This is a genomic window from Rhodococcus sp. SJ-2, assembly GCF_053750035.1.
Window position 1 is genome coordinate 802,554 of record NZ_CM132340.1, and the last position, 24,127, is coordinate 826,680.

Annotated in this window: 24 protein-coding genes and 2 riboswitches; of the genes, 13 read left to right on the forward strand and 11 right to left on the reverse strand. The window is 65.5% G+C overall.

The window, feature by feature from the left end; translation table 11 throughout:
- The first annotated feature begins 40 nt into the window (after positions 1–40).
- The 7 genes from ACSYG9_RS03785 (at position 41) to ACSYG9_RS03815 (ending at position 7,687) form a co-directional block, all read left to right on the forward strand.
- Positions 41–862 (forward strand): ABC transporter ATP-binding protein, encoded by an 822-nt coding sequence (locus ACSYG9_RS03785; protein ID WP_454841209.1) that lies wholly within the window; start codon positions 41–43, stop codon positions 860–862.
- Entirely contained in the window at positions 855–1,502 is a 648-nt protein-coding gene (locus tag ACSYG9_RS03790; RefSeq protein WP_440125884.1) for a (2Fe-2S)-binding protein, read from the forward strand. Before ACSYG9_RS03785 ends, ACSYG9_RS03790 begins: the two co-directional genes overlap by 8 nt.
- Positions 1,499–2,059, forward strand: coding sequence for a DUF7676 family protein (locus ACSYG9_RS03795; RefSeq protein ID WP_440125885.1), 561 nt, complete (start codon positions 1,499–1,501; stop codon positions 2,057–2,059). Before ACSYG9_RS03790 ends, ACSYG9_RS03795 begins: the two co-directional genes overlap by 4 nt.
- A 185-nt stretch (positions 2,060–2,244) precedes the next feature.
- Positions 2,245–2,449, forward strand: a riboswitch (cobalamin riboswitch).
- 151 nt (positions 2,450–2,600) lie between these two features.
- A complete protein-coding gene (metE, locus tag ACSYG9_RS03800) occupies positions 2,601–4,883 on the forward strand; it encodes a 5-methyltetrahydropteroyltriglutamate--homocysteine S-methyltransferase (RefSeq protein ID WP_454841212.1) in 2,283 nt (760 codons plus the stop codon).
- Between the two features lie 26 nt (positions 4,884–4,909).
- The gene (locus tag ACSYG9_RS03805) at positions 4,910–6,127 is read left to right on the forward strand and encodes a cobalamin-independent methionine synthase II family protein (RefSeq protein ID WP_454841214.1); all 1,218 of its coding nucleotides are present in this window, start codon (positions 4,910–4,912) and stop codon (positions 6,125–6,127) included.
- 313 nt (positions 6,128–6,440) lie between these two features.
- A complete protein-coding gene (locus ACSYG9_RS03810; RefSeq protein ID WP_454841216.1) occupies positions 6,441–7,031 on the forward strand; it encodes a helix-turn-helix domain-containing protein in 591 nt (196 codons plus the stop codon).
- The gene (locus ACSYG9_RS03815) at positions 7,031–7,687 is read left to right on the forward strand and encodes an RES family NAD+ phosphorylase (RefSeq protein WP_454841218.1); all 657 of its coding nucleotides are present in this window, start codon (positions 7,031–7,033) and stop codon (positions 7,685–7,687) included. The genes ACSYG9_RS03810 and ACSYG9_RS03815 overlap by 1 nt, the downstream gene beginning before the upstream one ends.
- Positions 7,688–7,702: 15 nt before the next feature.
- Here the strand turns inward: ACSYG9_RS03815 and ACSYG9_RS03820 are convergent, their stop codons facing one another.
- The 3 genes from ACSYG9_RS03820 to ACSYG9_RS03830 are packed head-to-tail and all read right to left on the reverse strand — an operon-like array spanning position 7,703 to position 11,245.
- Positions 7,703–8,617, reverse strand: coding sequence for an aldolase/citrate lyase family protein (locus ACSYG9_RS03820; protein ID WP_440125890.1), 915 nt, complete (start codon positions 8,615–8,617; stop codon positions 7,703–7,705).
- The gene (locus ACSYG9_RS03825; protein WP_454842864.1) at positions 8,614–9,819 is read right to left on the reverse strand and encodes a CaiB/BaiF CoA transferase family protein; all 1,206 of its coding nucleotides are present in this window, start codon (positions 9,817–9,819) and stop codon (positions 8,614–8,616) included. The genes ACSYG9_RS03820 and ACSYG9_RS03825 overlap by 4 nt, the downstream gene beginning before the upstream one ends.
- Positions 9,820–9,841: 22 nt before the next feature.
- Entirely contained in the window at positions 9,842–11,245 is a 1,404-nt protein-coding gene (locus tag ACSYG9_RS03830; protein ID WP_454841219.1) for an LLM class flavin-dependent oxidoreductase, read from the reverse strand.
- 107 nt (positions 11,246–11,352) lie between these two features.
- Here ACSYG9_RS03830 and ACSYG9_RS03835 point away from each other — a divergent pair, with 107 nt between their 5' ends.
- Entirely contained in the window at positions 11,353–12,063 is a 711-nt protein-coding gene (locus ACSYG9_RS03835) for an FCD domain-containing protein (RefSeq protein ID WP_440125892.1), read from the forward strand.
- A gap of 23 nt (positions 12,064–12,086) precedes the next feature.
- Here the strand turns inward: ACSYG9_RS03835 and ACSYG9_RS03840 are convergent, their stop codons facing one another.
- The gene (locus ACSYG9_RS03840) at positions 12,087–12,626 is read right to left on the reverse strand and encodes a flavin reductase family protein (protein ID WP_454841220.1); all 540 of its coding nucleotides are present in this window, start codon (positions 12,624–12,626) and stop codon (positions 12,087–12,089) included.
- Between the two features lie 60 nt (positions 12,627–12,686).
- Here ACSYG9_RS03840 and ACSYG9_RS03845 point away from each other — a divergent pair, with 60 nt between their 5' ends.
- A complete protein-coding gene (locus tag ACSYG9_RS03845; RefSeq protein ID WP_440125894.1) occupies positions 12,687–13,646 on the forward strand; it encodes an aldolase/citrate lyase family protein in 960 nt (319 codons plus the stop codon).
- A gap of 104 nt (positions 13,647–13,750) precedes the next feature.
- Here ACSYG9_RS03845 and ACSYG9_RS03850 read toward each other — a convergent pair whose 3' ends face one another.
- The 3 genes from ACSYG9_RS03850 to prpD are packed head-to-tail and all read right to left on the reverse strand — an operon-like array spanning position 13,751 to position 17,344.
- Positions 13,751–14,875, reverse strand: coding sequence for a bifunctional 2-methylcitrate synthase/citrate synthase (locus tag ACSYG9_RS03850; RefSeq protein WP_454841223.1), 1,125 nt, complete (start codon positions 14,873–14,875; stop codon positions 13,751–13,753).
- Between the two features lie 52 nt (positions 14,876–14,927).
- Positions 14,928–15,842 (reverse strand): methylisocitrate lyase, encoded by a 915-nt coding sequence (gene prpB / locus ACSYG9_RS03855; RefSeq protein ID WP_454841225.1) that lies wholly within the window; start codon positions 15,840–15,842, stop codon positions 14,928–14,930.
- Positions 15,842–17,344, reverse strand: a complete 1,503-nt coding sequence (gene prpD, locus ACSYG9_RS03860) for a 2-methylcitrate dehydratase PrpD (RefSeq protein ID WP_454841227.1) — start codon at positions 17,342–17,344, stop codon at positions 15,842–15,844. Before prpD ends, prpB begins: the two co-directional genes overlap by 1 nt.
- Positions 17,345–17,488: 144 nt before the next feature.
- Between prpD and ACSYG9_RS03865 the strand changes: the two genes are divergently transcribed.
- Complete coding sequence (locus ACSYG9_RS03865; RefSeq protein ID WP_454841229.1) at positions 17,489–18,913, forward strand: short-chain fatty acyl-CoA regulator family protein; 1,425 nt, start codon at positions 17,489–17,491, stop codon at positions 18,911–18,913.
- Between the two features lies 1 nt (position 18,914).
- The gene (locus ACSYG9_RS03870) at positions 18,915–19,172 is read left to right on the forward strand and encodes a WhiB family transcriptional regulator (protein ID WP_440125899.1); all 258 of its coding nucleotides are present in this window, start codon (positions 18,915–18,917) and stop codon (positions 19,170–19,172) included.
- Positions 19,173–19,196: 24 nt separating this feature from the next.
- On the opposite strand, the gene ACSYG9_RS03875 is transcribed toward ACSYG9_RS03870, so the two are convergent.
- The 4 genes from ACSYG9_RS03875 to ACSYG9_RS03890 form a co-directional block, all read right to left on the reverse strand.
- A complete protein-coding gene (locus tag ACSYG9_RS03875) occupies positions 19,197–19,973 on the reverse strand; it encodes an ATP-binding cassette domain-containing protein (protein ID WP_440125900.1) in 777 nt (258 codons plus the stop codon).
- Positions 19,970–21,019, reverse strand: a complete 1,050-nt coding sequence (locus tag ACSYG9_RS03880) for an iron chelate uptake ABC transporter family permease subunit (RefSeq protein WP_440127525.1) — start codon at positions 21,017–21,019, stop codon at positions 19,970–19,972. The genes ACSYG9_RS03875 and ACSYG9_RS03880 overlap by 4 nt, the downstream gene beginning before the upstream one ends.
- Positions 21,019–22,107, reverse strand: coding sequence for an ABC transporter substrate-binding protein (locus tag ACSYG9_RS03885; protein ID WP_440125901.1), 1,089 nt, complete (start codon positions 22,105–22,107; stop codon positions 21,019–21,021). Before ACSYG9_RS03885 ends, ACSYG9_RS03880 begins: the two co-directional genes overlap by 1 nt.
- Before the next feature lie 12 nt (positions 22,108–22,119).
- Positions 22,120–22,310: riboswitch (cobalamin riboswitch) on the reverse strand.
- Positions 22,303–23,196, reverse strand: a complete 894-nt coding sequence (locus ACSYG9_RS03890) for an SDR family oxidoreductase (protein WP_440125902.1) — start codon at positions 23,194–23,196, stop codon at positions 22,303–22,305. It overlaps the preceding riboswitch by 8 nt.
- Before the next feature lie 138 nt (positions 23,197–23,334).
- On the opposite strand from ACSYG9_RS03890, the gene ACSYG9_RS03895 reads away from it, so the two are divergent.
- A complete protein-coding gene (locus ACSYG9_RS03895; protein WP_440125903.1) occupies positions 23,335–23,505 on the forward strand; it encodes a hypothetical protein in 171 nt (56 codons plus the stop codon).
- Between the two features lie 105 nt (positions 23,506–23,610).
- Entirely contained in the window at positions 23,611–24,123 is a 513-nt protein-coding gene (locus ACSYG9_RS03900) for an Rv2732c family membrane protein (protein ID WP_440125904.1), read from the forward strand.
- Positions 24,124–24,127: the final 4 nt, after the last annotated feature.

Here is a 24,127-nt window from a genome sequence, read left to right on the forward strand (position 1 = left end):
TCCTCGTGCGCAGCCGGCGTGGAGCGCTGGGAGCGGCCTTGTGAACAGCCTGACGAACGGTGTGGAACTGCGCGAGGTGACGATCGGCTACACACGCCGCCGCGCGTTGCGGAGCAGCGGCGTCACCGAGATCGCGACCGGTCTCGATGCCGTCGCGCGCCGCGGTGAACTCACCGCGCTGGTCGGCCCCAACGGAGCAGGGAAGTCGACGTTGCTCCGCACCCTGTGCGGACTGCAACCGGCGCTGCGCGGGCAGGTCCTGATCGACGGCGACGACTTGTCGTCGATCCGTCCCGCAGACCTCGCGACCCGCATCTCCGTGGTCCTGACCGAACGTATCGATCCCGGTCTGCTGACAGTGCGCGAACTCGTGTCCCTGGGACGCACACCGCACCTCCCGGCCAACGCACGGCTCTCACCGGAGGACAAGGCCGCGGTCGACTGGGCGCTCGACGCGGTCGGCGCGGCAGAACTGGCGTCCCGGCAGTTCAGCGAGCTGTCCGATGGGCAACGGCAACGCACGCTCACTGCCCGCGCGCTCGCTCAGGATCCCTCGCTGCTCGTACTCGACGAACCGACATCGTTTCTCGACGTTCCCTCGAGGGTCGAGCTCGTCGACGTGCTACGTCGGCTCGCTCGTGAACAGAACCTGGCCGTGATCATGTCCACCCACGAACTCGAACTCGCGCTGCGTGTGTCGGACCGGATGTGGTTGCTCGACGGCGACCGGACACTGACCTGCGACTCCCCCGCTGCGCTGGCCGAATCAGGGCGTATCGGGGCAGCATTCGATCGTGGGCGGATGCGCTTCGATCCGCGCACACTGGTGTTCGACCTCGAACCGGAGGACAGCCGTGCCTGATGCTGCTGCAGTACTCGAACGCATCGCCGCGCTGAGTCCCTACTTCGCGGTGAGCACCGGTCCGGTATCGGACAGCCGGTGGCAACCGACCTCTGCGCTGCGCGACTGTACGGTTCGCGATCCTCTGGTGTCGGACACGGCGCACCGAATGGGAACCGGGGAGACGCGAGTGGCCGCGTCGACTCTGTTCTTCGGCTACGCCGCACGAATGTGGTCCGTTGCGTTGGGCTCGGTCGTGGACTCCGGCCGATGCATCCGGCTCGACCCGGAGACGTTGCTGTGGCGCAACGACGGGGGTCTGCGTCTGCACATCGTCGACCCCGAATTCGGTTCGGCCACCGGTGAAGTTCTCGATGACCAGCTCGAACCGCTTATCGAGGCGTGGAGCGACATCGTCGCCCCCGGGTTGATGTGGGGGAACTCCGCGTCTGCGCTCATCGGGGCCGGACGAGTGATCGGTGAAGCAGCGCAGACACACATCGACACGCTCTTGGACGATCCCCGTCTGGCCGGCGCGCTGGTTCGCTCGACCGGCCGGCGTCGCAGTTGCTGCCTGTACTACCGCGTCCCCGGGGGCGGAGTGTGCGGCGACTGCGTCTTCCCCAGCCCACCGAAAACATCGACGAAGGAGATTCTGTGACAGTCGTATTCGACCCCGAGATCGTCGACACCGAGGACGGCGGTCGCGAACAGCGCTGGGCACTTCCCACCGACGAGGACTCACTGCTGCGTCTGATCCGGCTGCTGTTCGACGAGTACTGGAACGACATGTGGTTCGGCCTGCTCATCGAAGGTTCGGCGCTCGAGGTCGCCGCGCCCAACGCTCCGAAGAAGATCTCGATGTACGACGGGTATGCGACCGTCGACTTCGGTCGCTGGCATTTCCATCTGTGCATCGGCGAGCACACCGCGAGCGGCCCGGAACTCGGCCGTATCCGCCGCTGCAGCCGCGCCGAGTTGTACCGCAGGATCGGCAAGGACGACGCCCCGACATCGTGGGGTGTACGCCTGTTCAACGGCCGCGACGAGCAGATGCTCACTGTCATGTTGCCCACCCCGTTCCTCACCAACATGCAGCAACTGACCGAGGCACCTGTGTGGGAGCACCTCGAGGCGTGGGATCGGATCCGCTCGGAGTTCCTCGGCCTGGAGCCGGATCCCCGCGACCGCACCGGTAAAGGCTTTCGCCACTCCTGACCAGCACAGCCGACAGGAACGCACCGACGAAACTACAACCCGCGCAGACAGATACAACCCTTGGGAAGGGCGGTATCTGTCTGATTGCGTTGTAGCCGTTCCGCTTCAGCGATTGCCCATTCGAACGAGGACGTGGCTATACTCCGGGATGTAGTTGGTTCGCCGTGCCGGTCGTGAGGAGCCCCGAAGACCGTGGCGGCGTCGACGCATCCTCGATCGGGATGCGGAGAGGGAACCCGGTGAGAATCCGGGACTGTCCCGCAGCGGTATGCAGGAACGACCGCCGTCATCAGCACTGGGCATCATCCCGGGAAGCGACGGCCACTAGGTACGGGCCCACAGGCCCGGGCGCTTGCAAGTCCGAAGACCTGCCATCTGCGCCGGGCACGCCGTGCCCGGCGGTGTGCCGCCTCGTGGACAGGGCGCGCGGACCGGCATCGCATTCTTTCGCTCCGGCTGGATCGGAGTCGACTGGGCTCGGTCGGATTCGTGCACCCAACGGGCGGTAGGCCACCACGGACCGACCACCGGAGTACCACCAGTGTCTACATCCTCTGCACCGGCCTTCCACGCCACCGTTCTCGGATCCGCACGGATCGGACCGAACCGCGAGCTCAAGAAAGCCGTCGAATCCTATTGGGCCGGAAAGATCGATCGCGACGCCCTTGATAAGGTCGCTGCCGATCTGCGCGTCGACACCTGGGCCGCACAGCGCGATGCCGGGCTCGACTCGATCCCTGTCAACACGTTCTCGTACTACGACCACGTTCTCGACACCGCAGCCATGCTCGGCGCACTGCCGCCTCGTGTGTCAGGAATCGCCGACGACCTCGACCGCTATTTCGCCGCAGCGCGAGGCAACGACGACGTCGCACCGCTCGAGATGACGAAGTGGTTCGACACCAACTACCACTACCTCGTGCCGGAAATCGGCCCGGACACCGTCTTCGCCCTCGACACCTCGAAGGTTCTCGGCGAGGTCGCCGAGGCCCGTGCGCTCGGTATTCCTGCCCGCCCGGTTGTCGTCGGACCACTGACGTTCCTGCTGCTGTCGAAGGCCGTCGACGGGCAAGGCCCGCTGCTCGACCGCGTCGGTGAACTCGTCCCGCTCTACCGGGATCTGCTGGCGCAGCTCGCCGCCGCCGGGGCCGAGTGGGTGCAGCTCGACGAACCCGCACTCGTCCGCGATCTCGACGACGCGACCGTCGCCGCGGTCGAGCAGGTGTACGGCACGCTCTCGCAGGCGCAGGACCGTCCCGCAATCCTCGTCGCCTCCTACTTCGGCAACCTCGGTCCGGCGCTCGCTGCGCTCGCCCGCACCGGTGTCGAAGGCCTCGCAGTCGACCTCGTCGCAGGTGACGCGGCCGGCATCGCCGGACTGCCTACTCTGTCGGACAAACTGATCGTGGCGGGTGTGGTGGACGGCCGCAACGTGTGGCGCACCGACCTGGAGAAGGCGCTGGCGGCCCTCGCGACACTGCTCGGCTCGACGGGTTCGGTGGCGGTGTCGTCCTCGTGCTCGTTGCTGCACGTTCCGTACACGGTCGAGGCAGAATCAGGCCTCGACGAGTCGCTGCGCGCGTGGCTGGCGTTCGGTGCGGAGAAGCTCGCCGAGGTGGCCACGCTGTCGACCGCGCTGCGCAGTGGCCGCGACGCCGTGGCGTCCGAGCTCGACGCGGCTCGTGCCGCCGCCGAGCTGCGCGCGTCCGATCCTCGTCTGCGCAACAACCAGGTGCGCGGCATGCTCGACTCGATCACGGGGGATCGCAGTCGCACGTCGGCCGATCAGCGCCGCGAGATCCAGCAGCAGCACCTCGACCTGCCTTTGCTACCGACCACGACGATCGGGTCGTACCCGCAGACCACCCGGATCCGCGTTGCCCGCGCTGCACTGCGTAAGGGCGAGATCGAGCGGGCCGAGTACGTGCAGCAGATGCGTGACGAGATCGCCGAGGTGGTCTCCCTGCAGGAAAAGCTCGGAATCGACGTGCTCGTGCACGGTGAGCCGGAGCGAAACGACATGGTGCAGTATTTCGCCGAGCAACTGGACGGTTTCTTCGCAACCGAGAACGGCTGGGTCCAGTCCTACGGCAGCCGTTGCGTGCGTCCGCCGATCCTCTACGGCGACGTCGCGCGCCCCGACGCCATGACCGTCGAGTGGATCACCTACGCTCAGTCGCTCACCGAGAAGCCGGTCAAGGGCATGCTCACCGGTCCCGTGACGATCCTTGCGTGGTCGTTCGTCCGCGACGACCAGTCCCTTGCCGACACCGCCGATCAGATCGCCCTGGCCATACGCAACGAGACGGTGGACCTGCAGGCCGCAGGAGTCCGCATCATCCAGGTCGACGAGCCTGCACTGCGAGAGTTGTTGCCGCTCCGCGTCTCCGAGCAGGCCGAGTACCTGAAGTGGGCTGTGGGAGCCTTCCGGCTCGCGACGTCGGGCGTGGCGGATTCGACCCAGATCCACACCCACCTGTGCTACTCCGAATTCGGCGAGGTCATCGAGGCTATCGCCGAACTCGATGCCGACGTCACCTCCATCGAGGCTGCACGTTCACACATGGAGGTTCTCGACGACCTCAACGCAGTCGGATTCGATCTCGGCGTGGGTCCCGGCGTCTACGACATCCACTCACCGCGTGTTCCGAGTGAGGACGAGATCGCCGAGTCTCTCCGTGAGGCGCTGCGCGCTGTTCCGGCCGAGCGCCTGTGGGTCAACCCGGACTGCGGCCTCAAGACGCGCGGCACCGACGAAGTCACGGCGTCGTTGACGAACCTCGTCGCCGCGGCGGCAACAGTTCGATCCGAGCTCGACCGATAACGATTCCCAGAAAGAACTCGATCACCATGAGCACCAAACACATTCGCACCACCCACGCCGGGAGCCTCCCTCGCACCGACGAACTGGTGGCCGCCAACCGGGCACGCCGGGAGGCCGCAGACGGGTTCAGACTCGACACGACGACCGAGTACTCGGAACTACTCGCCGGACAGGTCGAGGCCTTGGTCCGTCGCCAGGTCGACCTCGGGATCACCACTCCCGGCGACGGTGAGTACGGAAAGGCGATGTCTTCGGCCGTCGACTACGGTGCCTGGTGGTCGTACTCGTTCCAGCGCCTGTCCGGGCTGGAACTGACCGAAGGTGGGCCGTTCGGCGGCGAGCCTGCCCGGTCGACTCCGGGCAACGTGCAGCTCACGACGTTCCCGGACCGACGCGACTGGACGAAGTTCGCCGACGCGTACGGCGACCCGAGGAGCGGTGTCTCCGTCGGCGACGAGGCACCGGTGTTTCCGACCGCGACGGGCCCCGTCACCTACACCGGACATGATGCGATCGCATCGGACATCGCGAACCTGAAAGTCGCCCTGTCCGCGTCCGGTGCAGACAACGGCTTCATCACCTCGCTCTCGCCCGGTAGCGCATCGCGGATCGGGAACGAGTACTACAAATCCGAAGAAGAGTTCGTCTGGGCATGCGCGGACGCGATGCGCGAGGAGTACCAGGCGATCATCGATGCCGGAATGATCCTGCAGATCGACGATCCGTCGATCGCCGAGAACTGGGATCAGATCAACCCGGAACCGACGGTGGAGGACTATCTCGCCTTCACCCGCATCCGCATCGAGGCACTCAACCATGCACTGCGCGGATTGCCACAGGACCGGATCCGTTTCCACCTGTGCTGGGGCAGCTGGCACGGGCCGCACACCACGGACCTCGAGTTCAAGTACCTCGTCGAGACGATGCTGACGATCGATGCCGGTTCGTATTCGTTCGAGGCCGCGAACGTCCGTCACGAGCACGAATGGCGGGTCTGGGAAGACGTGACGCTACCCGACGGCAAGCAGATCGTGCCGGGCGTGATCAGTCACGCCACGAATGTGGTCGAGCATCCCGAACTCGTCGCGGACCGGATCGACCGGTTCTCGAGTGTCGTCGGCCCCGAGAACGTGATCGCCTCGACGGACTGCGGTCTGGGCGGTCGAATCCACCCGCAGATCGCGTGGGCGAAGCTCGAATCGCTCACCAAGGGTGCAGAACTGGCATCCGCGCGTCTCTGGTAATCGGTGCGGCTCCTGCGTGGTTCCGGTGGCGACTGCCACCGGAACCACGCACTGCGGCGCTTCTGCACGTGAGCGCGTGTGACCCTTCCGACCCACGTTCCGCGTGGGCGTTCAAGCAGAACCGGTTCCCGGGCGGATGAGACCCGTTTCATATGCGGCGATGACGGCCTGGACCCGGTCACGCGGGGACAGCTTCGCAAAAGATGCTGCTGACAGGGCCGATGCAGCACCCCTTCATATCACGCAGATCCCGCGTATCCCGCGTATGCTGGTAGACGAGCAGATACAGGAGGTGGGTGGGATGACGACACACATGACAACGACCCCGAGTACCACACTGGAACAAGTCTCGCAGGCCGTGGCCGACGCGGTCACCGAGGCCAAGATGGGTCTCAGCGGGACGCTCCGGAGGACGCTCAGTCAGTCTCTGGTCGATCACCTGCTCGCAAGTGTCCCTGCGCTGCAGGTCGACGCCGACGCCGAGGACGACTGGGGGCCGAGAATCTCGGCCGAAGAGGCCGCAGCGCTCGAGCAGGCCAACCTGGCACTACAGGTCGAGCAGCGGCGCGCCGAGCTGCGCGTGTCCCTGTCACGAACCCAAGCCGCTGACGTTCTCGGCATCTCCCCGCAGACAGTGTCCGAGTGGGTTGCTCAGCGTCGCCTGATCGGCCTCAAGGACGGTCGCGAGTGGCGTTTCCCGGCGTGGCAGTTCACTCCGGACAATGCCGATCCGGTTCTACCCGGCCTGACGCGACTCGCCGATACCTTCCCCGGCGGGGAGGTGAGCCTGTCGCGGTGGATGAGCCGGCCGAACGACAACTTCGACGGTCGTACACCCGCGCAGGAGATGATCCGGGACAGTGACCACGTGTTCGCTGTCGTCCGGACACTGGCAACCGCCTGATGGCCAAGCCCCTCGATCCGCCTGCCCGTCCACTGCCTGCCGCGAACCATCTGTGGACATGGACACCCGCTGATGGTGCCGCGGCACCCTGGTACCGGATCTACCACCACGATCGGTTCACCTCCGGCGGCGCAGCGTTCAAGCCCTACGGTCCGAGCGGCCGGTTCGATCACCACACCCCCTCGTTCACCGACCCGGCGATCGATCCGGACGGTCGTTCGGTCCTCTACCTCGGAATCGACCTCGCAACCTGCGCCGGTGAAGTGTTCGGCGAGGCCGGGGTCGCGGCACTGTGCTCGAAGTGGCGTGCCGCCCAGGTACGCCCGCTACGCGAGATCGTCACGTTCGGCCAGGACGAACCCGGTGCTGCGATGGCACTCGGGGCGTTGCCCGCGCTCGCTTCCGGCAACGAGAACCGCGAGCTCACCCAACAATGGGCCCGCGCGATCTACGAGGATCAACCCGCCGCCACGAAGATCGAAGGGATCCACTACCGATCTGCCTACCGTGGCGACCGCGCCCTCGCACTGTGGGATTGCTCCGACGACGTCGAGGTCGCCGTCGACCGACACAACCGGCTTCTGGATCTCCCGCTTGATCACGGCCGGGGCCCACGCTCACCGTCGATCCCGTCCAGCAGTCGCACCACTCCGTAGACGACGGTGAGCAGTTCAGCGTCGCGCCCGCTCCGCCTGTTCCAGAACGGCAAGCGCCAGCTTGACGTGTGCGGCGTCGACGAGCTGCCCGTCCACGCTCGTCGCACCGAGACCCTGAGCTTCCGCCTCGCGATAGGCCTCGAGATTCCGCTTCGCCTGGCCGATCTCCTCCTCCGTAGGTGAGTACACCTCGTTGGCGATGTCGATCTGAGACGGGTGGATCGCCCATTTGCCGCTGAAACCCAACGCCGATGCACGACGGGCCTCGCGTTCGTATCCGTCGGCGTCCGCGAAATCGGGATACGGGGCGTCGATGGCGAGCAGCCCACCGATGCGTGCAGCGGTCAGCACGGTCATTCGCGCGTAATGCCAGAAGTCACCGGGGTATTCGTCGCGCGGCCGGAAGTTCGTGTCGACCCGGGCTCCCTGCGACACCGAGAGGTCGCCTGCGCCGAAGATCAGTGCGTCCAACCGGGGGCTGGACAGCGCGATCTCCTCCGCGTGCGCGACACCGGCGACGTCCTCGATGAGCACTTCCAGCCGGATACGTTTCGTCATGCCGAGGGTGTCCTCGACCTGCGTGAGGAGGGTGTCGACCCACCACACGTCACGAGCGGCGGTGACCTTGGGAACTATGACGACATCGAGGTTCTCGCGCGCTCCGGTGACGACCTCGACGATGTCTCCGTACGCCCAGCGGGTGTCGATACCGTTCATCCTGATCGCGCGGGCGGTGTGTCCCCAATCGAGTTCGTTGAGCGCACGAACAGCTTTGCCGCGGGCCTCTTCCCGCTCCGCGGGGGCGCAGGCGTCCTCGAGGTCGAGGAACACGAGGTCGGCATCGGAAGCGGCAGCCTTGGCGAACATCCGCTCGTTGGACGCCGGTGTCGCCAGTTCCGACCTTCGGATCGGACGGGGCTGGGAGGTCATGACGAATTCCTTTCCGACGTGATGATGTTGCGTTCACACAGATCGACGAGTTGCTCGTCGCCGAGACCGAGGAGTTCGGTGAGGACCTCTTCGGTGTGGGCGCCCAATGCCGGCCCGAGACCGTCGACGATTCCGGGATTCCCCGAGAATCGCGGAACCGGCGCCTGGACGAGCATGCTCCCGAGGTCCGGGTCTTCGACACGGACGAACACCTCACGGGCCTTCATCTGTTCGTCCTCGACGAGCTGGGAGATGTCGTAGACGGGCGCCGCAGCAATCTCTCCCGCTTCGAACACGGCCATCGCCTCGTCGAGCGTGTGCTGCGCCACCCATTCGGCCACGATCTTGTCGACCTCGTCCAAATGCGCGAGACGCCGTTGCGGATCGGAGAAATCGGGATCGTCGACGAGGTCGTCGCGCCCGATCGCCCGGAACACCCGCAACGCGATCGTCGGAGAGCTTGCCGACATCGCGAGCCACTGGTCGTCCTGCGTCCGGTACGTGTTGCGGGGTGCGGAGATCCCCCACCGGTTCCCCGTGCGCTGCGCGATCTCGCCGGTCTGGTCGTAGGTGAGCAGCGACTGTTCGAGCAGACGCGCCAACGGGTCGACCAGATTCACGTCGATCAGCTGACCGTCCGCACCGTGGACATCCCGGTGGTACAGCGCCATCATGATCGAATACGCGGCATTCAACGAGGCCACCCCGTCGGCGAGCATGAACGACGGGAGTGTCGGTGGGCCGTCGGATTCGCCGACGGTGTGGGCGAATCCGCTCATGGCTTCACCGAGCGTCCCGAATCCCGGTCGCGACGACTTGGGTCCGGTCAGGCCGAACCCGGTGACGTGCAACATGACGATCTTCGGGTTGACCGCTCTGAGAGACTCGTAGTCGAGCCCCCATCGGGTAAGGGTGTGCGGCCGGGTGTTCGCGACGACGACGTCGCACTCCGCAACGAGACGTCGTACGAGTTCTTGACCGTCCTCGGTGCGGAGATCGATAGTGACGGAACGCTTGTTGCGTCCGAGGCTCTTCCAGACGAGTCCGATCCCGCCCTTCTGCACACCCCATCCCCGGATGGGGTCGCCGCCCTGCGGTTGCTCGACCTTGATCACGTCGGCGCCGAACTCGCCGAGATACGTGGCCGCAAGTGGTCCGGCCGCCAGGGTTGCGAGATCGAGAACCCGGATACCGTGCAGCATGGTGCTGCGCGACGGTTCGGGATCAGGCATGCTCGACCACCCGGTCGTCCACAAGTTCGGTCTGCGCGCTTGCAGTCATGAGGTTCTCGGGGCGCTCGAGCCCCAGGTTCTCACGCAGCGTGGACCCGGTGTACTCCTCACGGACGAGTCCGCGCGCACGGAGTTCAGGCACGACGAGCCGCACGAAGTCTTCGAATGCGCCAGGGAAATGAGTTGCAGCGATGACGAATCCGTCGCACGACCGCGACTGGAACCATTCCTCCATCTGCTTTGCGATCTGGGGGCCGGTGCCCACGAAGCGAGGTCCCTGCAGCAGGGTGGCGCGGTGGTTGGCGAGGACGCGCAGGGTCAGTTCCTGGTCTCCGATGTGACGCTTGACGCCCTGCACAAGGCCCCGGATGCCGGATACGCTCTCGATCAGCTCGTCGGTGACGACGTCGTCGAGGCTGTGACCCGAGAAGTCGTGGTTGGTGACCTCGGACAACAGGGTCAGCGACGCCTGGGGGTGGACGAGGTCGTGCAGGAAGATGCTCTCCTTCTGTTGCGCGATCTCCTCGGTCTCGCCCGGGATGACATAGACCATGGGAAGAACCCTCACCGTGTCCGCCGCCCGGCCGTACTCGGTGACGAGCGCCTTCTGATCGGCGTAGTGCTCTGCAGCGACGGCCTGGCTGGGGTCGCCGGTGAAGATGAGATCTGCCCACTTGGCGGCGAACTGGCGGCCGCGACCGGATTGGCCGGCCTGGATCAGCACGGGCCTGCCCTGCGGCGTCCGCGGCACGGTCAGCGGGCCTTGGACATCGAAGAATTCACCGTGATGATCGACTTCGTGGACCTTCTCCGCGTCGGCGAAGATACCCGACTGCCGGTCGGCGACGATCGCATTGTCTTCCCACGAATCCCACAGTTTGGCAACGACTTCCACGAATTCTTCGGCGCGGTCGTAACGCTTGTCGTGGTCGAAGTGCTTGTCCACACCGAAGTTGCGCGCCTCGGCGTCGTTCACCGACGTGACGATGTTCCAGGCCGCGCGTCCACCACTGAGATGGTCGAGTGTCGCGAATGTCCTTGCGACGTGGAACGGCTGGTAGTAGGTCGTAGAGTAGGTCGCTCCGAGTCCCAGATGCGTGGTCGCGGCTGCGGCAGCACCGAGAATCGCGGTGAGGTCGAGCTTGATGGGCCTGGCACCGTAGCGGACGGCGTCGGCCACGGAGTTGCCGTAGATACCCGGCATCGCAAGCCGGTCGTCGAAGAACATCAGATCGAAGCTGCCCTCTTCGAGGACCCGTGCGATCCGCTGGTAGTAGTCCAGGCTCAAGTAGTCCTGCGCCGAGTTCGGGTATCGCCAGGATCCCGAGTACACGGACACGTTCGACGCCTGCATGAACGCCACGAGCGTCATCTGGTCGGTTCTGCGCTCTGTCATGGAAGGCTCCCTTACCGGAAATAAACACATCTGATGTCAACTGATATATTTAATGCTCGGTGATAGATTGTCAACACCAAAAATGCGCACAGGGAAGGGCGGTCACGATGACGGAGACCGACCGGGGTCCGTGGATCGTCGGCGAGACGTCCGATGAGACATCGTCGAAGCAGACGGGCCGCGAGCGTGTGCGCGCAGCGCTACGTCACCGGATCCTGTCCGGCGACCTCTCCCCCAACGATCGCATCGACCTCGACGCTGTCGCAGAGGAGTTCGGAACGAGCCGCACCCCCGTGCGGGAGGCGTGCCTGGCGCTCGCGCAAGAAGGCCTGGTCCGCGTCGCGCAACGCAGTGGCATCACCGTCATCGGGGTCTCTCCGGAGACCATCATCGAGAATTTCGCGCTGATGGCCGCGTTGTCCGGGGTCGCATCTCAGTGGGCCGCAGGTCGGATCACCCACCAACAGCTCCTCCGCGTACGCGAACTGCATCGAGAGATCCGCGTCGCCGCAGCCTCCGGCGACGACATCGCCACCCTCAACTGGCTGTTCCACCGCGAGATCAACAAGTCGTGCGGGTCGACACGCCTGCAGGGAATGCTCAGCGACGCCGGGCGCATGATTCCCCAGCGATACTTCGAACTCTTTCCCGAACGCGTCCCCTGCAGCCTCGACGAACACGACGCCCTCATCGGAGCGCTCGCCAGAGGCGACGGCGCCGAAGCCCGGCGCATCACCGAGCAACACTTCACTGGAGCGGCACAGATGCTGAGCACCTACATCGCCCAGGCCACCCGCAACGGCACCCCGCCCCGATAGCTCTTCCTCCTCGAGCGCTCTTCCTACTCGAGCCGCGAGTGGTCGCCGAGGCTGTGCCACCCGCGGTCGTGGTAGACGAGCGGTGCACTGGAGTGCCCGCCCATACGGTCGTCGACGCCGGACATGTCACCTTCCTGCACATCGACATCCATCGCCTCGGCGACGATCACCCACGCGGCCCCCGCCTTCACGCGTTCCACGGCCCGAGCACGGATACGGGTGTGCACGTCGCGGAAATACACCTCTCCGGTGGGCATCCTCTCCCAGAGCGACACATCGGCGAAGCGATCGATTCCGCTGGTGGCGCCGAGTTTGGCGAGGTGCAACTGCTCCGCCCCGAGGAGGTGCACCACCACGGTGTCGGCCACAGCGATCGTCGGCGAACTCGACGAAGCGTCGGAGACCGAGAACATCAGCATCGGAGGGTCAGCGCTCACCGATGCCACCGACGTGGCCGTAAGCGCCACCGGCCCGCCCCCTGCGTCAGCGGTGACGAGTGCGACGCCCGCCGGGTGAGCGCGGAACGCAGCGGTGAAACGGCTCGGGGTTGAAGTCGTGGACACGACCGTATATTACTCATAATCAGATACATCAGTACAGTCTGAATATATGAAAGGTGTCCCATGAGCACCCGCACCATCCGCCCGAGGCGCAGCACCCTCGCAGTACCCGGATCGAATCCCAAGATGATCGACAAGGCCCGCGGGCTGCCCGTGGATGCACTGTTCCTCGACCTCGAGGATGCGTGCGCGCCGAACGCGAAGGCCGCAGGCCGCAAGATCATCGTCGAATCACTCGAGGCCGGCGGATTCGGCGACAAGATCCGGACGGTGCGCGTCAACGACTGGACAACGCCCTGGACCTACCGCGACGTCGTCGACGTGGTCGAAGGCGCAGGCGCGAATCTGGACTGCATCATGCTCCCCAAAGTGCAGGACGCCGCGCAAGTGCGCGCCCTCGACATGCTCCTGACCCAGATCGAGAAGTCGGTCGGGCTCGAGGTCGGCAGGATCGGAATCGAAGTACAGATCGAAACCGCTTCGGGACTCATCGCTTTGGACGCCATCGCTCAGGCAAGCCCGCGAATCGAAACGCTCATCTTCGGCCCCGCCGACTTCATGGCGTCGATCCACATGAAGTCACTCGTGGTCGGCGAGCAGCCGCCCGGATACGACGTGGGCGACGCCTACCACCACATCCTCATGTCGATCCTCATGGCCGCGCGCGCCCACGGAAAGCAGGCCATCGACGGCCCCTACCTCGCTATCAAGGACCTCGACGGACTCGGACGCGTCGCCGGACGGGCGGCGGCACTCGGATTCGACGGCAAATGGGTACTCCACCCCACCCAAGCCGACGTGATCAACGAGACTTTCAGCCCCGATCAGGCCGACTACGATCACGCCGAGAACATCTTGGACGCGTACGAATGGTGCACCTCGGAAGCAGGCGGATCCCGCGGCGCGGCGATGCTCGGCGACGAGATGATCGACGAGGCCTCCCGCAAGATGGCATTGGTCATTTCCGGCAAGGGACGCGTGGCGGGCATGACACGAACGTCGGTATGGCAACCTCCGCAATGACCTGAAGTGGCCCCCACCGGGTCATCGGTGGGAGCCCCTTCAGGAATGCGTCCCGGGTCAGGAGACGTTGACGGAAACAGCCCGGGGCGCCGCTGCGGTGGGTATCAGGCCACGACGGACCGTTGCGGGACACCCGTGTATTCGCTGAGCGGACGGATCAGCGCGTTGGATTCGCTCTGTTCGATGATGTGGGCCGTCCAGCCGGTGATGCGGCTCATGACGAAGATCGGCGTGAACACCTCGATGTCGAAGACCATGAGGTAATACGCAGGCCCCGTGGGGAAGTCGAGGTTCGGCTTGATTCCGGTGGCGTCGGCCATCGTCTTCTCGAGGATGTCGTACATCCGTGCCCACTTGTCGCCTCCGGTGTGCGCGGCGACGTCGAGGAACGCCTGTTTCATCGTGGGCACCCGCGAATCACCGTGCTTGTAGACGCGGTGGCCGAAACCCATCACCTTCTCCTTGCGAGTGAGCTTGCCGCGCATCCATTCTTCGGCACGTTCCGGTTCGCCGATCTCGAGCATGTCGTGCATGACGGCCTCGTTGGCACCGCCGTGCAGCGGACCTTTGAGTGCACCGATCGCCGCGGTCACGGCACTGTAGATATCCGACATCGTCGAGGTCACCACGCGCGCTGCGAACGTGGACGCGTTGAAACTGTGCTCCGCGTACAGGATCAGCGACACCTCGAACGCCTTGACGATCTCGGGCTCCGGCACCGATCCGAAGCACATGCTCAGGAAGTTCTCGGCGAAGCCCAGAGAATGGTGCGGCCGGATCGGGTCGAGACCATGGCGACGTCGATGGTCCGCTGCCACGATCGTCGGCAGGACCGCCATCATGCGCAGCGACTTGGCGCGATTCGCGGCGGGAGTGCTGTCGGCCTCCGCCGGATCCTCGGCACCGAGATAGCTGATCGCAGTCCGCACCACATCCATCGGGTGACAACTCTCCGGCAACTTCGCGACGAGCGCGAGCAGTGAGCGGTCCGCGCGGCGTTCGGCGCGCTCACGCTGCATGAACAACGCCAGTTCGGCGTCGGTCGGCAGTTCACCGTTCCACAGCAGGTAGGCGACCTGCTCGAAACTGCAGTGGGCGGCCAGATCCTGCACGGCGTAGCCGCGGTAGGTCAGCGAGTTGGTCTCGGGCACCACCTTGGAGATCGCGGTGGTGTCGACGACGACGCCGGCCAGGCCCTTGTAGATCGTCGGAACAGCGGTGTCCGTCATCACTGCCTCCTTCGGAGGTCTCGTGGACGCTGCCTCCAGCGGAGGCCAGTCGTCACTGCTTGGTCGAGAGAGTGAAATTGAATATGCCGGAATCGAATTCGTTGTAGCGCTCGTACTCGAGCAACTCGTAGAGACGTGAGCGGGTCTGCATCTCGTCGACGAGGGTTTCCTGCGTCCCCTCCTCGTGGATGACCCGTAGTCCCTTCTCGATGGCGCCCATGGCCAACCGAAGAGTGGTCACCGGGTAGATCACCGCGTTGTAGCCGATCTTCTCGAGGACCTGCGCCGGGATCAGCTGCGACTTGCCGAACTCGGTCATGTTCGCGAGTAGCGGGACATCCACTGCCGCACGGAACTTCTCGAAGTCCGACGCGGTGTGCAGTGCCTCGGTGAAGATGAGATCGGCACCGGCGTCGGCGTACGCCTTCGCACGGTCGATCGCAGAATCGATTCCTTCGATGCCTGCGGCGTCGGTGCGGGCGCAGATCACGAAGTTCGGGTCGCGACGAGCCGCCACCGCAGCACGCAGCCGGCGCACCATCTCGTCGGTGCCGACGATGGCCTTGCCGTCGAGGTGCCCGCACCGCTTTGGATTGACCTGATCCTCGAGGTGCAGTCCGGCGACCCCCGCGTCTTCGAGGACGGTGATGGTACGGGCCGCGCTCATCGGCTCACCGAAGCCGGTGTCGGCGTCGACGAGTACCGGCAGATCGGTCACGCGGGCGATCTGGGCGCTGTGCGCGGTGACCTCGGTGAGGGTGGTCAGCCCGATATCGGGAAGCGCCAGTGCGGCCGAGAAGGCCCCACCGGAGATGTAGACGCCCTCGAACCCGATCTCCTGGACGAGTTTGGCCGTGAGCGGGTTGACAGCGCCGGGCAGACGCGTGATGCTGCCCGATTCGAGGCTCTTCCGGAAAGCGATGCGCTTGTCCGCGGGCGTGGTGGAGGCAGCGATCAGACCCGTCATCAGAACAGGCCCTTCGGCAGCTTCGGTGCACGCGCCAGCACGTCGTCGGACACGGTGAACGTGAGTTGGTTCAGTTCGCCGGCCTTCAGTTCCGCGACACGCTGGGCTGCCTCGAGGAAGCGCTCCTGTTCTGCTGCCGCGACAACACCCTCGGCGAGGATCCGGAACTTCTCGATGTATTGGGTGCGGGCGAACGGGCGCGCACCGAGCGGGTGAGCGTCGGCGATGGCGAGTTCGTCGACGATGACCTCGCCGTTCTTCAGTGTGACCTCGGCGCGGGCACCGAATGCCTTCTCCGCCGGGTCGGTGGAGTGGTAGCGGCGCGTCCACTCCGGATCCTCTGCGGTGGAGATCTTGTTCCAGAGCGCGATCGTGTCGGGGCGCTGCGCACGCTCGGGTGCGTAGGAGCGCTCGTGGTGCCACACGCCGTCCTGCAACGCGACCGCGAAGATGTACATGACCGAGTGGTCGAGGGTTTCACGCGAGGCCTGCGGATCGAACTTCTGCGGGTCGTTCGAGCCGGTACCGATCACGACATGCGTGTGATGGCTGGTGTGCAGCACGATCGACTCGATCTGTTCGAGGTCGCCGATGCGCTCTCGCATGCGACGGGCGAGGTCGATCGGAGCCTGACTCTGGTACTCGGCCGAGTGCTCCTTGGTGTAGGTGTCGAGAATGGCGCGCTTGGCCTCCCCCGGCGCGGGCAGCGGAACGTGGTACTCGGCCTTCGGTCCGCCGAGCAGCCACGCGATCACGCCGTCCTCACCCTCCCAGATGGGAGACGGCGCACCCTCGCCGCGAAGGGCGCGATCGACGGCCTCGACCGCCATCTTGCCTGCGAAAGCGGGAGCGTAGGCCTTCCAGCTGGAGATCTCGCCCTTGCGGGACTGTCGCGTGGCCGTCGTCGTGTGCAGAGCCTGCCCGACGGCCTGGTACACGGTCTCGCTGTCGAGTCCGAGGAGCGTGCCGATCCCGGCTGCGGCGGACGGGCCGAGATGTGCGACGTGGTCGATCTTGTGCTCGTGCAAGCAGATCGAGCGAACCAGGTCGACCTGGATCTCGTAGCCGGTGGCGAGGCCACGGATCAGATCGACACCGCTGCGTCCGGCGTGCTGGGCCACGGCGAGGATCGGCGGGATGTTGTCGCCCGGGTGGGAGTACTCGGCGGCGAGGAAGGTGTCGTGGAAGTCGAGTTCGCGCACCGCAACCCCGTTCGCCCACGCTGCCCACTCCGGTGAGTAGGTGCCGCCGATACCGAACACCGTCGAGCCCGGTGCGTACGGGTGGGTCTGAGCCTGTGCCCGAGCGTTGGACACGGGGCGGCGGGTGAGCGACGCCGCCGCGACTGCGGCGTTGTCGATGATGCGGTTCACGATCATGTCTGCGGTGTCGTCCGGGACCTCGACCGGGTCGGTCGCAACCTCCGCGATCCGCCAGGCGAGGTGCTCTTCCTTCGAAAATTCTTCCGCGGACCGATGGGTGCGTACGAGATGTGTCTTCACTGGATCCTCCGAACGTTGACGCTTCGATTTGCACGCTACGCAGGCTTCGCCAAGTTGGAAATCCCTTGCATATGCCTATTTTTGCGGAACACATCGAGCAAATTTGTAAATCTTGCGAATGTTGGAAATGTTAGATTCACAGCCATGCAGAAGATGTACGCCGGTGCGCGGCTACGCCGCCTGCGAGAGGAGCGCGGCCTGACGCAGACCGCGCTTGCGCACACGCTCGGACTGTCGACGAGCTACGTCAACCAACTGGAGAACGACCACCGCCCACTCACGGTGCCGGTACTGCTACGCCTGAACTCGATGTTCGACCTGGACATGACGTTCTTCGCTGCCGACACCGACGCGCGACTACTCGCCGATCTACAGGATGTGCTCGCGGAGAGCCCTGAGGCCGTGGATGTTTCACCGTCGGAGATCGACGAATTGCTGTCGCGGAATCCTTTCGCCGCGCGGGTACTCGTCGGCCTTCACAGGAGACTGCGCGGCGTCACCGAGCAGCTCGAACAACTCGCCCCGGGCGATCCGGGCGTCGTCGCCGACCAGTCCGCCACGACACCCTACGAGGAAGTCCGCGACTTCTTCTACGACCGCCGCAACCACATCGCCGAACTCGACGATGCCGCCGAGGAACTGTTCACCAGCCGGGGACTGACAGTCGGCGGGCTCGATCTGCAGTTGAGCGGTCTGCTGCACGACGAGCACGGCATCACAGTGGTCATCCGCACCGATGAACCCGACCGGATCGGGCCGAAGCGCACCTACGACCCGGTCACGAAGGTCCTGACCCTCGCGCGACGCCTGACCCCCGGTCAACGCGCATTCCAGCTGGCCACGCAACTCGCGTTCATCGCGCACGCCGGCACTGTCGACGCAGTTGTCGCAGATGCCGAGGGCTTGCCCGAACGCTCACGTGCCCTTGCGCGTGTAGGCCTGGCCAACTACTTCGCCGGGGCACTGATCCTGCCGTACACCCAGTTCCTGCGCTCCGCCGAGGCGATGCGCTACGACATCGACCTTCTCGGCGCGAAGTTCGAGGTGGGTTTCGAAACGGTGTGTCACCGGTTGTCGACTCTGCAGCGGCCCGGGCAGCGTGGGGTGCCGTTCTTCTTCGTCCGCACCGACCGTGCCGGAAACATCTCGAAGCGCCAGTCCGCCACCGCTTTCCATTTCTCCCGTGTGGGCGGCAGCTGCCCGCTGTGGATTGTGCACGATGCGTTCACGTCGCCGGGGCGCATCCTGACGCAGGTGTCGCAGATGCCCGATGGCCGTACCTACCTGTGGATCGCCCGCACCACCCATGAGGGCGCCCCCGGATATCTCGCCGCCAAAAGGGATTTCGCGGTCGGTCTGGGCTGCGATATCGGCTACGCCGACAAACTCGCCTACTCGCGAGGGTTGCGTCTCGACGATCCCGACACCACGGTGCCCATCGGCGCGGGTTGCAAAGTGTGCGATCGTCCGTCGTGCACCCAGCGGGCATTCCCGCATCTGGGCCGCACCATCCGGATCGACGAGAACAACGCGGGCCTCGTGCCCTACTCCGCCACCGAGAGCCGGTGAGATGCACGAGCGACACCTCGATCAGGATGTGGACTGGTGGGCGCAGGCCGATTGCCGGTTCTTCGGTCCCTCGGCCTTCTTCGGGCCCGACTCGGAATCGCCCGCCGAGCGACTCCGCCGCGAGAACCACGCCAAGCGGATCTGCGCCGGTTGCTCTGTCGCCGACAAGTGTCTTCAGTACGCGGTCGACAGCGGCGAACAGTTCGGGATCTGGGGTGGGACCTCGGAACGGGAACGTAAGTCCCTGACCCGTGCGTGATTTCGGTATCCGGAACTAACAGAATCACGCACGGGCAGCCGGGCTGCGCAACCTGTGGTAACGGATCACGGGAACTCCGTCATCGACCTCGACCGTTGCATGAACGCCGTACACCTGCTCGACCAGGTCAGCGGTGAGCGCCTCGACCGGCGTGCCGTGCGCGACGATCCTTCCCCGCGACAGCACCACCACCCGATCGCAGAACATCGCCGCGAGATTGAGATCGTGCAACGCCACGTAACTGGTCACCGGAAGAGCCGCGACCCGTTCGAGAATGTCGAGCTGATGCTGAATATCGAGGTGGTTCGTCGGTTCGTCCAGCAACAGTTCTTCGGGTTCCTGCGCGAGGGCCCGGGCGATCTGTGCTCGCTGACGTTCACCACCGGACATCGAGCGCCACAACCGGTCGGCGAACTCGACCATCCCCGTCACGTCGAGCGCCCGGTCGATAGCGGCGCGTCCGCGCTCGTCGCGCCCGAATGCGTCGGTGTGCGGAATGCGGCCGAGCCGCACCACATCTCGCACCCGAATGTCGACCTCGGTGTGTGCATGCTGCCCGACCATCGCAACCCTGCGCGCCAGACCTCGCCGGCCTAGGCTCCCGATATCGGTTCCGTCGAGAGTCACCGTCCCGTCGTCGGGACGATCGATGCCGGCAAGCAGGCGCAGCAGCGACGATTTTCCCGATCCGTTCGGTCCGAGCAGCCCGATAGTCTCCCCCGGCACCGGGTCGATCGTCACGTCGTCGATGACGAGGTTTCCGCCGCGGCTCCACCGCAGCGACTGCGCAGAGAGTGTCACGGCGTACTCCTCGTACGGAACAGGATCAGCGCGAATGCCGGGACGCCGATCAGAGCGGTCACTACACCCACCGGAACCTCCTGTGGCGCAAACACAGTGCGGGCCACCGCGTCCACCCACACCATGAACACCGCGCCCACCACCGCGGTGACGGGCACGAGATGACTGTGCCGGGGGCCCACCAGGAATCGTGCTGCGTGCGGAAGGACGAGACCGACGAACCCGATCGCACCCGCGGCACTGACCAGCACGGCAGTGATCAGAGCGGTCACCAGCAGGAACATCAGACGGGTACGGCCCACCGAGATGCCGAGTGTCGCGGCGGTCGACGAACCGAATGTGAATGCGTCCAGGGAGGATGCTTTGATCAGACACACGACGATACCGAGCGCGCACACCGTGCCGCAGAGCGCCACATCGCTCCACGTGGCGCCCGACAGCGATCCCAGGAGCCAGAACAGCACACCGCGGGTGCGTTCCGCATCGGCGGACGAGATCACGATGAACGACGTCAATGCCGAGAACAGCTGGGTTCCCGCAACTCCTGCGAGCACCACACGCGAGGTGCCGCCACCTGCGCCGGTGGCGAGCAACAACACGAGCGCGAACGACGCGAGCGCACCCAGGAATGCGCCACCCGACAGCGACACGGCGCCGCCCCCGATACCCAGCACCGCAATCATCACGGCGCCCGTCGAGGCACCCGACGAGATCCCCAGAACGAACGGATCGGCCAGCGGGTTGCGCAGGAGCGACTGCATGATCACGCCGCACACCGCGAGACCGGCGCCGCACACCGCGGCCAGCAGGGTCCGCGGCAGCCTCAGCTCCCAGACGATCCCCTCACGGATCGCGCTGACCGAACTGTCAGCGAGCCCCAACCGGTCGAAGATGACGGCGTAGACGTCCGGCACGGACAGTTCGGCCGGGCCGATCGTGACCGTCACAGCGATCGAAAGCGCCAGTACCACCAGTCCGATCGCAACGACGACTGCTGCGACAGGGCCGCGCTCGGTAGGCGACCGATCCTTCGTCGCCGACACCATCAGCCCGCGAGATTCCACTCGCGCAGTGCGGCGGCGACCTTCTCGATTCCGTCGATCGTGCGGATCGACGGGTTCATGTCGGCACCGTTGACGACGATGTACCGCTGGTTCTGCACGGCCGTCAGACGCTGGGTCACCGGATTCGTTTCGAGGAATTCGATCTTGCTGTCCAGCGCGTCACCCGCAATGCTGCGCCGGCTCAGGTCTCCGAGTACGAGGGCCGTGGGATCCCGATCGAGGACCGACTCCCAGCTCACCTGCGGCCACTCGTTCGTGGTGTCGTCGAAGACGTTCTTCGCGCCGACGGAGTTGGTGATGATGCCCGACGAACCGCAGCACCCCGCGACATACGGGGTGGCCGTGTCGGCGAACCAGTACGCGAGAGACACCCCGGAGGCGTCGATCTCACCCGCGGCCGTCTCGTACCGCTGCTGGAGTTCGGCGACGAACTCTTCACCGCGCTCGGTCACGTCGAAGATCGCGGCGAGTTCGCGAATCTCCTTGTACACCGCGTCCATCGTCAGTGGCTCGGTGCGGTTGCCGTCGGAGTTGACGCTGTTGTCGTCCTTGCCGTCGCAGTCGGTGGGCGAGAGGTAGGACGGTACCCCGAGCTGCTCGAACTGCTCCGCCGTCGCGACGCCGCCTTCGCCGAGGGTGCCGCCGAACGATGCCGACACGAAGTCGGGTTCGGTATCGAGCACGACCTCGAACGACGGATTGTTGTCGGCCAGGCGCGGGACCAGCTCGTTCTCGGCCGCGAGGTTCTCGCGCACCGGATCGGTCCACGTCGCGGTGCCGACCATGCGCTCGGCCAGGCCGAGCGACAACAGGATCTCGGTCGACCCCTGGTTGAGCGATACGGCACGCTGCGGCGCGGCGTCGACCGTGACCTCGTGGCCACAGTTCTCGATGGTCAGCGGGTAGTTCGTCGAGCCCGCCGCGGCGCTGCTCTCCTGCCGGTCGGCGGCATCGGAGTCCGCATCACTCGACGAACAGCCGGCGACGGTCAGTGCAACCGCGACGAGCGCGACGCCTGTGCGCAGCACCGTGTGCCGCCCCGTACGGGCGGCGAAAATCGAAATACTCATGTCCATCCTCGTGGTAATGCCTCGGCCGACGCAGGTGTCCTGGCTCCCGGATCGACGCTTTCCCCCGGCCTTCCAGCCCATACGGGCCGTGACCGTGAATTGGGGGATCGCTCCTCGGTGACAGTTGCGGGACAGCCCCGGATTCGCACCGGTGTTCCCTACGCCGAGTCACACAGTACAAGACCTCGTCCGAGGTCAGGCGAATGGCACACCACCGGTCACCGCAACGACCTCGCCCGTGACATAACTCGATTCCTGTGATGCGAGAAAGACATAGGCGGGGGCAAGTTCGGCCGGTTGCCCCGGCCGGCCGAGGGGGACATCGGCACCGAAGTGTTCATAGGCATCCCGGGTCATCGTCGCCGGGATCAGCGGAGTCCAGATCGGACCTGGGGCTACCGCATTGACGCGGATTCCCTTGGACGCGACGTCCGCTGCCAGCCCCCTGGTGAAGTTCACGATGCCCGCTTTGCTGGTTGCGTAGTCGAGGAGACCGGGTGACGGGTTCGTGGCCTGGATCGACGTGGAATTCACGATCGTCGACCCCGGAGGCATTTCGGCGACTGCGTACTTGCAGAGCCAGAACAGCGCATACAGGTTGGTCTTCATCACGCGATCGAACTGCTCGGTCGTCATGTCGGCGATGCCGCCCGGCTCCATATGCTGGTAGGCGGCATTGTTGACGAGGATATCGAGTCCGCCCAATTCCAGAACAGCGGTGTCCACCAGCCCACGGCACAGATCTTCGGAACGAATATCGCCGGGGGCGAGCACCGCCCGGCGCCCCGCATCCTCGATCAGCGTGGCCGTCTGCCGCGCATCGTCGTCTTCTTCGAGGTAACTCAAGACGATATCGGCGCCTTCGCGTGCGAACGCGACCGCGACGGCCCGCCCGATACCCGAGTCGGCACCGGTGACGAGGGCACGCCTGCCTTCGAGACGGCCGCTTCCCCGATACGTCCGCTCTCCGTGATCGGGTGCCGACACCATCTCGGAGGTGCGACCCGGATACGGGATCTCCCCCTGGTCCGCAAGTGGTGGCGTCGCGAATTGCTCTTTCGGATTCTGCATGCGGTGCTGGTCTGGCATCGGGTCCTCCGGACGTCGGGGTGACTCTCGGCATACCCGGTCCGCCGAGGCGGCACACGCGGTTCGTCGCGACGCTGTCTGGGTATGACGCTGTCTGGGGATGCAGAAACGCGACACCCCCCGACGAAAGGACGAGAGATGAACGCAGAGAAGGATCCGAAGACGGACGGAGCGACACGCAAGGAGAACGGTGCTGCTCCCGATGTGGTGTCCGACCCCGCGCAGTCGACGGAAGACCGGTCCTCCGACTGGACCGACGAAGGCGGCGCGACCCCGTCGGGTCCCGCGACGGATACCGACGAAGACTGACGCCTCTACCGATTCTGGGTTTACCCTGGTAGTCGACACCTTGTACCGGATCGTGCGCGGACGTCCATAATGGCCTCTCGTGTGGTCGAACGAGGAGGCGTGCCCGTGAGTGAAAACCTGTCGGCGTACCGGAGCGACTTCGCGCGGATCGAGAAGCGGATCGCCGGGGAGTTCGATGCCGGGAAGCGGCGCTGGGTGCTCGCCGGGTTCATGACCCTGTTGGCCATCGGGCTACTGCTGCCGTTGACGTCGACGCAGTGGTCGTGGATGGCGCTCGCCGACTGGTTCGGTGGGGGCGCCCCCGTCTCCATGCCGCTGCGGATCTTCGTGACGCTCGCGGCGGTGTTCGGGGTGCTCGTGTCGTCGATAGCACTGGCCCGGCGCAGCTGGAGGTTCGCGGTTGCAGCGACGCTCGGCTGCGGTCTCGGCTCGTTCTTCGGCCTCTTCGGCTACTGGTCGCAGACGGGAATGATCATCGACGGCCCGCACGCTCCTGGGATCGGGATGGTGATCGCGTGGGTGTCGATGGTCGCGCTGACTTCGCAGTGGTTACCGATCGCGCTCAGCAAGTCGCCCACCGATCCACGCCCACGACCGACTCTGATTCGCTCGCACTGACCCC